This window comes from Streptomyces cinereospinus, from assembly GCF_042430725.1.
GTDB lineage: Bacteria > Actinomycetota > Actinomycetes > Streptomycetales > Streptomycetaceae > Streptomyces > Streptomyces cinereospinus.
In genome coordinates this window covers 1-10,648 of sequence record NZ_JBHMCY010000126.1, presented here as the reverse complement: position 1 = coordinate 10,648, position 10,648 = coordinate 1, and the positions used below count along the sequence as shown (strand labels likewise).

12 protein-coding genes are annotated in these 10,648 nt (G+C 73.3%); 6 read left to right on the top strand and 6 right to left on the bottom strand.

The window, feature by feature from the left end:
- Positions 1 to 82: 82 nt before the first annotated feature.
- The 6 genes from ACFF45_RS34450 (at position 83) to nusB (ACFF45_RS34475) (ending at position 5,274) form a co-directional block, all read left to right on the top strand.
- Positions 83 to 598 carry a shikimate kinase gene (locus ACFF45_RS34450; RefSeq protein ID WP_381350943.1) on the top strand — a complete coding sequence of 172 codons (516 nt, stop codon included), beginning with the start codon at positions 83 to 85 and terminating at the stop codon, positions 596 to 598.
- Positions 595 to 1,686, top strand: coding sequence for a 3-dehydroquinate synthase (gene aroB, locus ACFF45_RS34455; RefSeq protein WP_381350944.1), 1,092 nt, complete (start codon positions 595 to 597; stop codon positions 1,684 to 1,686). The genes ACFF45_RS34450 and aroB (ACFF45_RS34455) overlap by 4 nt, the downstream gene beginning before the upstream one ends.
- 213 nt (positions 1,687 to 1,899) lie before the next feature.
- A complete protein-coding gene (locus ACFF45_RS34460; protein ID WP_381350946.1) occupies positions 1,900 to 2,883 on the top strand; it encodes a Pro-rich N-terminal domain-containing protein in 984 nt (327 codons plus the stop codon).
- A gap of 214 nt (positions 2,884 to 3,097) precedes the next feature.
- Entirely contained in the window at positions 3,098 to 4,207 is a 1,110-nt protein-coding gene (locus ACFF45_RS34465; RefSeq protein WP_381350947.1) for an aminopeptidase P family protein, read from the top strand.
- A 60-nt stretch (positions 4,208 to 4,267) separates the two neighbouring features.
- The gene (efp, locus tag ACFF45_RS34470; protein WP_381350949.1) at positions 4,268 to 4,834 is read left to right on the top strand and encodes an elongation factor P; all 567 of its coding nucleotides are present in this window, start codon (positions 4,268 to 4,270) and stop codon (positions 4,832 to 4,834) included.
- Between the two features lie 2 nt (positions 4,835 to 4,836).
- Positions 4,837 to 5,274, top strand: a complete 438-nt coding sequence (gene nusB, locus ACFF45_RS34475; RefSeq protein ID WP_381350950.1) for a transcription antitermination factor NusB — start codon at positions 4,837 to 4,839, stop codon at positions 5,272 to 5,274.
- Positions 5,275 to 5,374: 100 nt separating this feature from the next.
- Here nusB (ACFF45_RS34475) and nusB (ACFF45_RS34480) read toward each other — a convergent pair whose 3' ends face one another.
- The 6 genes from nusB (ACFF45_RS34480) to ACFF45_RS34505 form a co-directional block, all read right to left on the bottom strand.
- Positions 5,375 to 5,812 (bottom strand): transcription antitermination factor NusB, encoded by a 438-nt coding sequence (gene nusB, locus ACFF45_RS34480; RefSeq protein WP_381350950.1) that lies wholly within the window; start codon positions 5,810 to 5,812, stop codon positions 5,375 to 5,377.
- Positions 5,813 to 5,814: 2 nt separating this feature from the next.
- Positions 5,815 to 6,381 (bottom strand): elongation factor P, encoded by a 567-nt coding sequence (gene efp, locus ACFF45_RS34485; RefSeq protein ID WP_381350949.1) that lies wholly within the window; start codon positions 6,379 to 6,381, stop codon positions 5,815 to 5,817.
- Between the two features lie 60 nt (positions 6,382 to 6,441).
- Complete coding sequence (locus tag ACFF45_RS34490) at positions 6,442 to 7,551, bottom strand: aminopeptidase P family protein (RefSeq protein ID WP_381350947.1); 1,110 nt, start codon at positions 7,549 to 7,551, stop codon at positions 6,442 to 6,444.
- Positions 7,552 to 7,765: 214 nt separating this feature from the next.
- Entirely contained in the window at positions 7,766 to 8,749 is a 984-nt protein-coding gene (locus tag ACFF45_RS34495; RefSeq protein ID WP_381350946.1) for a Pro-rich N-terminal domain-containing protein, read from the bottom strand.
- Positions 8,750 to 8,962: 213 nt separating this feature from the next.
- Complete coding sequence (gene aroB / locus ACFF45_RS34500; RefSeq protein ID WP_381350944.1) at positions 8,963 to 10,054, bottom strand: 3-dehydroquinate synthase; 1,092 nt, start codon at positions 10,052 to 10,054, stop codon at positions 8,963 to 8,965.
- Positions 10,051 to 10,566, bottom strand: coding sequence for a shikimate kinase (locus ACFF45_RS34505; RefSeq protein ID WP_381350943.1), 516 nt, complete (start codon positions 10,564 to 10,566; stop codon positions 10,051 to 10,053). The genes aroB (ACFF45_RS34500) and ACFF45_RS34505 overlap by 4 nt, the downstream gene beginning before the upstream one ends.
- Positions 10,567 to 10,648: the final 82 nt, after the last annotated feature.

Genomic DNA, 10,648 nt, shown 5'->3' with positions numbered 1-10,648 from the left:
CGGTCGCGGAGAAGTTCGGCGGTGACAGCGTCACCGAGACCGCCCGCAACGTCCGCTCCTACCTCGACCACCTGGCGATCCGGTGAACGGGCCCCTGGTCGTGCTCGTCGGCCCCATGGGGGTCGGCAAGTCCACCGTGGGTCTGCTGCTCGCCGAGCGGCTCGGCGTGGGCTTCCGGGACACCGACGAGGACATCGTGGCCGAGCAGGGCCGCACCGTCGCCGACATCTTCGTCGAGGACGGCGAGTCCGCCTTCCGCGCCCTGGAGCGGCAGGCGGTGCGCACGGCGGTCGCCGGGCACACCGGGGTGCTGGCGCTCGGCGGCGGCGCGGTCCTGGACGCCGGCACGCGGGAGCTGCTCGCCGGCCACCACGTCGTGTACCTGTCCATGGACGTCGAGGAGGCGGCCCGGCGCACCGGGCTGAACGCCGCCCGGCCGCTGCTGGCCGTCAACCCGCGCAAGCAGTGGCGGGAGCTGATGGAGGCCCGACGGCACCTGTACGAGGAGGTGGCCCGCACGGTCGTGGCCACCGACGACCGTACGCCCGAAGAGGTCACCCAAGAGGTCCTGAACGCCCTGGAGTTGAAGGAAGCATGAGCGAGTCAGTGACGCGGATCCAGGTCGGCGGCACCGCGGGCAGTGAGCCGTACGAGGTCCTGGTCGGCCGCCGACTGCTCGGCGAGCTCGGCGGTCTGGTGGGCGACCGGGCCAGGCGGGTCGCGGTGATCCACCCCGAGGCGCTGGCCGAGACCGGCGAGGCGCTCCGGGCCGACCTGGCCGAGCAGGGCTACGAGGCGGTCGCCATCCAGGTGCCCAACGCGGAGGAGGCCAAGACCGCCGAGGTCGCCGCGTACTGCTGGAAGGCGCTGGGCCAGTCCGGCTTCACCCGCACCGACGTCGTGGTCGGCGTCGGCGGCGGGGCGACCACCGACCTCGCGGGCTTCGTGGCCGCGACCTGGCTGCGCGGGGTGCGCTGGATCGCGATCCCCACCACCGTCCTGGCCATGGTCGACGCGGCGGTCGGCGGCAAGACCGGCATCAACACCGCCGAGGGCAAGAACCTGGTGGGCGCCTTCCACCCGCCCGCGGGCGTCCTGTGCGACCTCGCCGCGCTGGACTCCCTCCCGGTCAACGACTACGTCTCCGGACTGGCCGAGATCATCAAGGCCGGCTTCATCGCCGACCCGGCCATCCTGGACCTCATCGAGTCCGACCCGCAGGCCGCGCGCACCCCGGCGGGTCCGCACACGGCCGAGCTCATCGAGCGCTCCATCCGGGTCAAGGCCGAGGTGGTCTCCAGCGACCTGAAGGAGTCGGGCCTGCGGGAGATCCTCAACTACGGCCACACCCTCGGCCACGCCATCGAGAAGAACGAGCGGTACACGTGGCGGCACGGTGCCGCGGTGGCCGTGGGGATGCACTTCGCGGCCGAACTGGGCCGTCTGGCGGGCCGGCTGGACGACGCGACGGCCGACCGCCACCGCACGATCCTGGAGGCGGTCGGGCTGCCGCTGCACTACCGCTACGACCAGTGGCCCAAGCTGCTGCAGACGATGAAGGTGGACAAGAAGTCCCGCGGCGACCTGCTGCGTTTCATCGTCCTGGACGGCCTGGCCAAGCCCACCGTCCTGGAGGGGCCCGACCCGGCGATGCTGCTGGCGGCCTACGGCGAGGTCGGGCAGTAGGTCCACGGACCGGTACGTCCCGCGGGACCCCATCCGTCCGATTCCCCTTCCCCGCCGGGCACTTGGGGGCGTCCCCGGCCGTTCACCGAACAGCGGCGGGGGACGGTACCGTTCGGGTGGGGGTCTCCCCGGGCCGTCCGGGCCGTGGGGGAGAGCGGGGCGCGCACCCCGCTGACAGCGACGATTCGCCTGTACGAGACGGAGTGGCACCGGATGCAGCACGCAGTGGGGTCTCCGCTGCCGCCGCCCCACCAGCCGGGGCACGGACCGGCCGCCGGCTGGTCGCCGGCCGCACATCATCCGGGGCCGGGTCCCCACCACCAGGGGCCCCCGCCCGTGCCGCAGGGTCCGGCCTCCCTGCCGCAGGGTTCCGCTCCCGTGCCGCAGGGTCCGGCCTCCCTGCCGCAGGGCCCCGGTCCCGTGCCGCAGGGCCCCGCCCCCGTACCACCAGGTCCCGTCCCCGGGCCGCAGGGCTCCGCCCCGGTGCCCCCGCCGCCCGGCTTCAGCGGGCCCCCGCAGCACCCCCCGACGGCACCGCCGCCGCCCCCGGACACGACCGGCCACGTGCGGCTGCCGCCCGGCGGCCCGGTCCCGATGCCCCCGGCGCCCGCCGCCACCACGACCGTCCCCGACCCGGCGGCCGCCACCCTCGCGGTGCTGCTCATCGGCCCGGCCGGCGCCGGCAAGACCAGCGTGGCGAAGTACTGGGCGGGCCACCGCCGGGTGCCCACGGCCCACATCAGCCTCGACGACGTGCGCGAATGGGTCCGCTCGGGCTTCGCCGACCCCCAGTCCGGCTGGAACGACCACTCCGAGGCCCAGTACCGCCTGGCCCGCCGCACCTGCGGCTTCGCCGCGCGCAACTTCCTGGCCAACGGCATCTCGTGCATCCTCGACGACGCCGTCTTCCCCGACCGCCCGGTCGTGGGCCTGGGCGGCTGGAAGCGGCACGTGGGTCCCGGCCTGCTGCCCGTGGTCCTGCTGCCGGGCCTCGACATCGTCCTGGAGCGCAACGCCGAACGCACGGGCAACCGCCGCCTCACCGACGAGGAGGTCGCCCGCATCCACGGCCGTATGGCCGGGTGGTACGGATCCGGCCTGCCGATCATCGACAACTCCCAGCTCGACGTGCCCGGCACGGCACGGGTCCTGGACGAGGTCCTGGCCCGCTCGATAGCCAGCCCGCCCAGCTGGTGACGGAGGCCGGCCCGCCCAACCGGTGTCGGAGTCGGAGGGGACCCGGCGCACGTCGAGGGGCGCGGGGAACCGCGCGGCAGGCCACCCCACCGGCCGGAACCCGCCGGACGACGGCCGTCCGCACCCCGTGGGCGCCGAGCCCCGTACCCGCGCGCACCGCCCACTCGGCCTCCCCCGAGCGGCGTGACCCGGGCGCAGCTCTTACGCTCGGCACATGTCAGAGGTGTACGCGACCCGCCGAACCCGGCTACGGGACCGCTGCCACGCGGGCGGCAGTGCGGCGGCGCTGATCTCCCGGCCCGCCAACGTGCGCTACCTCGCGGGCGCGGCGCCCCGCGGCGCCGTACTGCTGCTGGGCGAGCGCGAGGACCTGCTGGTCTGCGCCGGCCCACCGGACGAGCGCCCCGCCGAGGGCCGCCCCGACGAGAGCCTGCGCCTGCACACCCTCCCCGGCCCCGGCGGGGGCTTCCTCGCCATCGCCGCCGCCGACCTCGCCACCGCGCAGGGCGCGGACTCCCTGGCCGTGGAGGAACACCACCTCACGGTCGCCCGGCACCGGGCCATCGGCTCGGTCGCCCCCGAGCTCCGCCTCGCCGACCTCGGCACCGCGGTCGAACAGCTCAGGGTGGTCAAGGACGAGGAGGAGATCTCCTGCCTCCGGATCGGCGCGGAGATCGCCGACCAGGCCCTCGGCGAGCTCCTGGAGTCCATCCTGGTGGGCCGGACCGAGCGCCACCTCGCCCTCGAACTCGAACGCCGCCTGGTGGACCACGGCGCCGACGGCCCGGCCTTCCCCACCTCCGTCGCCACCGGCGCCAACTCCGGCAGACGCGGCCACCGCCCCACCGACCGACGCGTCGAGGAGGGCGACTTCCTCTCCGTGTGCCTGGGTGCCACCTACCGCGGCTACCGCTGCGAGATCGGCCGCACCTTCGTCATCGGCACGTCCCCCGCGGACTGGCAGATCGAGCTGTACGACCTGGTCTTCGCCGCCCAGCGGGCCGGCCGCGAGATGCTCGCCCCGGGCACCGCCTACCGCGAGGTGGACCGGGCCGCCCGCCAGGTCCTGGACTCCGCCGGACACGGACCGGGCCTGCCGGCGCTGATCGGCCACGGTGTGGGCCTCGAAATCGACGAGGACCCTCAGCTGGGCCCCACGGCCATGGGTAAACTGGACGCTTGCGTGCCGGTCACCGTCGAACCGGGGGTCCACCTCCCGGGCCGGGGCGGTGTCCGGATCGATGACACGCTCGTCGTACGCCCCGAGGCGGACGGCGGACCCGAGCTACTCACCATCACGACCAAGGAGCTGCTCGCGCTCTAGCTCAGAGCTGTCGCGCCTGCCCCCGGGTCGTCCACGTAAGTCCAGGAGATTGAAGCAACCGTGGCTTCCACGAACGACCTCAAGAACGGCATGGTGCTCAAGCTCGAAGGCGGCCAGCTCTGGTCCGTCGTCGAGTTCCAGCACGTCAAGCCCGGCAAGGGCCCGGCCTTCGTGCGCACCAAGCTCAAGAACGTGCTCTCGGGCAAGGTCGTCGACAAGACCTTCAACGCCGGCGTCAAGGTCGAGACGGCCACCGTCGACAAGCGTGACATGCAGTTCTCCTACATGGACGGCGAGTACTTCGTCTTCATGGACATGGAGACCTACGACCAGCTGCACATCGACCGGAAGGCCGTCGGCGACGCCGCCAACTTCCTCATCGAGGGCTTCACCGCCACCGTCGCCCAGCACGAGGGCGAGGTGCTCTTCGTCGAGCTGCCGGCCGCCGTCGAGCTGACCATCGCCGAGACCGAGCCCGGCGTCCAGGGCGACCGTTCCACCGGTGGCACCAAGCCCGCCACCCTGGAGACCGGCCACCAGATCCAGGTCCCCCTCTTCATCACCTCCGGTGAGAAGATCAAGGTCGACACCCGCACCAGCGACTACCTCGGCCGGGTGAACAGCTAACCGTGGCCGCCCGCAACACGGCCCGCAAGCGCGCCTTCCAGATCCTCTTCGAGGGCGACCAGCGCGGCGCCGACGTCCTGACGGTCCTCGCGGACTGGATCCGGCTCTCGCGCAGCGACACCCGGCAGCCGCCGGTGAGTGCGTACACGATGCAGCTGATCGAGGGGTACGCGGAGCACGCGACGCGCATCGACGAGCTGATCTCGCAGTACTCGGTCGGCTGGACGCTCGACCGGATGCCGGTGGTCGACCGCAACATCCTGCGGCTCGGCGCGTACGAGCTGATCTGGGAGGACGAGACCCCGGACGCGGTCGTGCTGGACGAGATGGTGCAGCTGGCGAAGGAGTTCTCGACGGACGAGTCGCCCTCGTTCGTCAACGGCCTGCTCGGCCGGCTGAAGGAGCTCAAGCCCTCGCTGCGGCGCACCGCCGAGGACTGAGACGACCGCCGAGGACTGAGACGCCCCCGAACGCCGGAGGGCCGCAGCGCGCGCTGCGGCCCTCCGGCGTTCGGGGGCGTCTCAGTCCTCGGCGGTCGTCTCAGTCCTCGGCGGTGCGCCGCAGCGAGGGCTTGAGCTCCTTCAGCCGGCCGAGCAGGCCGTTGACGAACGAGGGCGACTCGTCCGTCGAGAACTCCTTCGCCAGCTGCACCATCTCGTCCAGCACGACCGCGTCCGGGGTCTCGTCCTCCCAGATCAGCTCGTACGCGCCGAGCCGCAGGATGTTGCGGTCGACCACCGGCATCCGGTCGAGCGTCCAGCCGACCGAGTACTGCGAGATCAGCTCGTCGATGCGCGTCGCGTGCTCCGCGTACCCCTCGATCAGCTGCATCGTGTACGCACTCACCGGCGGCTGCCGGGTGTCGCTGCGCGAGAGCCGGATCCAGTCCGCGAGGACCGTCAGGACGTCGGCGCCGCGCTGGTCGCCCTCGAAGAGGATCTGGAAGGCGCGCTTGCGGGCCGTGTTGCGGGCGGCCACGGTTAGCTGTTCACCCGGCCGAGGTAGTCGCTGGTGCGGGTGTCGACCTTGATCTTCTCACCGGAGGTGATGAAGAGGGGGACCTGGATCTGGTGGCCGGTCTCCAGGGTGGCGGGCTTGGTGCCACCGGTGGAACGGTCGCCCTGGACGCCGGGCTCGGTCTCGGCGATGGTCAGCTCGACGGCGGCCGGCAGCTCGACGAAGAGCACCTCGCCCTCGTGCTGGGCGACGGTGGCGGTGAAGCCCTCGATGAGGAAGTTGGCGGCGTCGCCGACGGCCTTCCGGTCGATGTGCAGCTGGTCGTAGGTCTCCATGTCCATGAAGACGAAGTACTCGCCGTCCATGTAGGAGAACTGCATGTCACGCTTGTCGACGGTGGCCGTCTCGACCTTGACGCCGGCGTTGAAGGTCTTGTCGACGACCTTGCCCGAGAGCACGTTCTTGAGCTTGGTGCGCACGAAGGCCGGGCCCTTGCCGGGCTTGACGTGCTGGAACTCGACGACGGACCAGAGCTGGCCGCCTTCGAGCTTGAGCACCATGCCGTTCTTGAGGTCGTTCGTGGAAGCCACGGTTGCTTCAATCTCCTGGACTTACGTGGACGACCCGGGGGCAGGCGCGACAGCTCTGAGCTAGAGCGCGAGCAGCTCCTTGGTCGTGATGGTGAGTAGCTCGGGTCCGCCGTCCGCCTCGGGGCGTACGACGAGCGTGTCATCGATCCGGACACCGCCCCGGCCCGGGAGGTGGACCCCCGGTTCGACGGTGACCGGCACGCAAGCGTCCAGTTTACCCATGGCCGTGGGGCCCAGCTGAGGGTCCTCGTCGATTTCGAGGCCCACACCGTGGCCGATCAGCGCCGGCAGGCCCGGTCCGTGTCCGGCGGAGTCCAGGACCTGGCGGGCGGCCCGGTCCACCTCGCGGTAGGCGGTGCCCGGGGCGAGCATCTCGCGGCCGGCCCGCTGGGCGGCGAAGACCAGGTCGTACAGCTCGATCTGCCAGTCCGCGGGGGACGTGCCGATGACGAAGGTGCGGCCGATCTCGCAGCGGTAGCCGCGGTAGGTGGCACCCAGGCACACGGAGAGGAAGTCGCCCTCCTCGACGCGTCGGTCGGTGGGGCGGTGGCCGCGTCTGCCGGAGTTGGCGCCGGTGGCGACGGAGGTGGGGAAGGCCGGGCCGTCGGCGCCGTGGTCCACCAGGCGGCGTTCGAGTTCGAGGGCGAGGTGGCGCTCGGTCCGGCCCACCAGGATGGACTCCAGGAGCTCGCCGAGGGCCTGGTCGGCGATCTCCGCGCCGATCCGGAGGCAGGAGATCTCCTCCTCGTCCTTGACCACCCTGAGCTGTTCGACCGCGGTGCCGAGGTCGGCGAGGCGGAGCTCGGGGGCGACCGAGCCGATGGCCCGGTGCCGGGCGACCGTGAGGTGGTGTTCCTCCACGGCCAGGGAGTCCGCGCCCTGCGCGGTGGCGAGGTCGGCGGCGGCGATGGCGAGGAAGCCCCCGCCGGGGCCGGGGAGGGTGTGCAGGCGCAGGCTCTCGTCGGGGCGGCCCTCGGCGGGGCGCTCGTCCGGTGGGCCGGCGCAGACCAGCAGGTCCTCGCGCTCGCCCAGCAGCAGTACGGCGCCGCGGGGCGCCGCGCCCGCGAGGTAGCGCACGTTGGCGGGCCGGGAGATCAGCGCCGCCGCACTGCCGCCCGCGTGGCAGCGGTCCCGTAGCCGGGTTCGGCGGGTCGCGTACACCTCTGACATGTGCCGAGCGTAAGAGCTGCGCCCGGGTCACGCCGCTCGGGGGAGGCCGAGTGGGCGGTGCGCGCGGGTACGGGGCTCGGCGCCCACGGGGTGCGGACGGCCGTCGTCCGGCGGGTTCCGGCCGGTGGGGTGGCCTGCCGCGCGGTTCCCCGCGCCCCTCGACGTGCGCCGGGTCCCCTCCGACTCCGACACCGGTTGGGCGGGCCGGCCTCCGTCACCAGCTGGGCGGGCTGGCTATCGAGCGGGCCAGGACCTCGTCCAGGACCCGTGCCGTGCCGGGCACGTCGAGCTGGGAGTTGTCGATGATCGGCAGGCCGGATCCGTACCACCCGGCCATACGGCCGTGGATGCGGGCGACCTCCTCGTCGGTGAGGCGGCGGTTGCCCGTGCGTTCGGCGTTGCGCTCCAGGACGATGTCGAGGCCCGGCAGCAGGACCACGGGCAGCAGGCCGGGACCCACGTGCCGCTTCCAGCCGCCCAGGCCCACGACCGGGCGGTCGGGGAAGACGGCGTCGTCGAGGATGCACGAGATGCCGTTGGCCAGGAAGTTGCGCGCGGCGAAGCCGCAGGTGCGGCGGGCCAGGCGGTACTGGGCCTCGGAGTGGTCGTTCCAGCCGGACTGGGGGTCGGCGAAGCCCGAGCGGACCCATTCGCGCACGTCGTCGAGGCTGATGTGGGCCGTGGGCACCCGGCGGTGGCCCGCCCAGTACTTCGCCACGCTGGTCTTGCCGGCGCCGGCCGGGCCGATGAGCAGCACCGCGAGGGTGGCGGCCGCCGGGTCGGGGACGGTCGTGGTGGCGGCGGGCGCCGGGGGCATCGGGACCGGGCCGCCGGGCGGCAGCCGCACGTGGCCGGTCGTGTCCGGGGGCGGCGGCGGTGCCGTCGGGGGGTGCTGCGGGGGCCCGCTGAAGCCGGGCGGCGGGGGCACCGGGGCGGAGCCCTGCGGCCCGGGGACGGGACCTGGTGGTACGGGGGCGGGGCCCTGCGGCACGGGACCGGGGCCCTGCGGCAGGGAGGCCGGACCCTGCGGCACGGGAGCGGAACCCTGCGGCAGGGAGGCCGGACCCTGCGGCACGGGCGGGGGCCCCTGGTGGTGGGGACCCGGCCCCGGATGATGTGCGGCCGGCGACCAGCCGGCGGCCGGTCCGTGCCCCGGCTGGTGGGGCGGCGGCAGCGGAGACCCCACTGCGTGCTGCATCCGGTGCCACTCCGTCTCGTACAGGCGAATCGTCGCTGTCAGCGGGGTGCGCGCCCCGCTCTCCCCCACGGCCCGGACGGCCCGGGGAGACCCCCACCCGAACGGTACCGTCCCCCGCCGCTGTTCGGTGAACGGCCGGGGACGCCCCCAAGTGCCCGGCGGGGAAGGGGAATCGGACGGATGGGGTCCCGCGGGACGTACCGGTCCGTGGACCTACTGCCCGACCTCGCCGTAGGCCGCCAGCAGCATCGCCGGGTCGGGCCCCTCCAGGACGGTGGGCTTGGCCAGGCCGTCCAGGACGATGAAACGCAGCAGGTCGCCGCGGGACTTCTTGTCCACCTTCATCGTCTGCAGCAGCTTGGGCCACTGGTCGTAGCGGTAGTGCAGCGGCAGCCCGACCGCCTCCAGGATCGTGCGGTGGCGGTCGGCCGTCGCGTCGTCCAGCCGGCCCGCCAGACGGCCCAGTTCGGCCGCGAAGTGCATCCCCACGGCCACCGCGGCACCGTGCCGCCACGTGTACCGCTCGTTCTTCTCGATGGCGTGGCCGAGGGTGTGGCCGTAGTTGAGGATCTCCCGCAGGCCCGACTCCTTCAGGTCGCTGGAGACCACCTCGGCCTTGACCCGGATGGAGCGCTCGATGAGCTCGGCCGTGTGCGGACCCGCCGGGGTGCGCGCGGCCTGCGGGTCGGACTCGATGAGGTCCAGGATGGCCGGGTCGGCGATGAAGCCGGCCTTGATGATCTCGGCCAGTCCGGAGACGTAGTCGTTGACCGGGAGGGAGTCCAGCGCGGCGAGGTCGCACAGGACGCCCGCGGGCGGGTGGAAGGCGCCCACCAGGTTCTTGCCCTCGGCGGTGTTGATGCCGGTCTTGCCGCCGACCGCCGCGTCGACCATGGCCAGGACGGTGGTGGGGATCGCGATCCAGCGCACCCCGCGCAGCCAGGTCGCGGCCACGAAGCCCGCGAGGTCGGTGGTCGCCCCGCCGCCGACGCCGACCACGACGTCGGTGCGGGTGAAGCCGGACTGGCCCAGCGCCTTCCAGCAGTACGCGGCGACCTCGGCGGTCTTGGCCTCCTCCGCGTTGGGCACCTGGATGGCGACCGCCTCGTAGCCCTGCTCGGCCAGGTCGGCCCGGAGCGCCTCGCCGGTCTCGGCCAGCGCCTCGGGGTGGATCACCGCGACCCGCCTGGCCCGGTCGCCCACCAGACCGCCGAGCTCGCCGAGCAGTCGGCGGCCGACCAGGACCTCGTACGGCTCACTGCCCGCGGTGCCGCCGACCTGGATCCGCGTCACTGACTCGCTCATGCTTCCTTCAACTCCAGGGCGTTCAGGACCTCTTGGGTGACCTCTTCGGGCGTACGGTCGTCGGTGGCCACGACCGTGCGGGCCACCTCCTCGTACAGGTGCCGTCGGGCCTCCATCAGCTCCCGCCACTGCTTGCGCGGGTTGACGGCCAGCAGCGGCCGGGCGGCGTTCAGCCCGGTGCGCCGGGCCGCCTCCTCGACGTCCATGGACAGGTACACGACGTGGTGGCCGGCGAGCAGCTCCCGCGTGCCGGCGTCCAGGACCGCGCCGCCGCCGAGCGCCAGCACCCCGGTGTGCCCGGCGACCGCCGTGCGCACCGCCTGCCGCTCCAGGGCGCGGAAGGCGGACTCGCCGTCCTCGACGAAGATGTCGGCGACGGTGCGGCCCTGCTCGGCCACGATGTCCTCGTCGGTGTCCCGGAAGCCCACGCCGAGCCGCTCGGCGAGCAGCAGACCCACGGTGGACTTGCCGACCCCCATGGGGCCGACGAGCACGACCAGGGGCCCGTTCACCGGATCGCCAGGTGGTCGAGGTAGGAGCGGACGTTGCGGGCGGTCTCGGTGACGCTGTCACCGCCGAACTTCTCCGCGACCG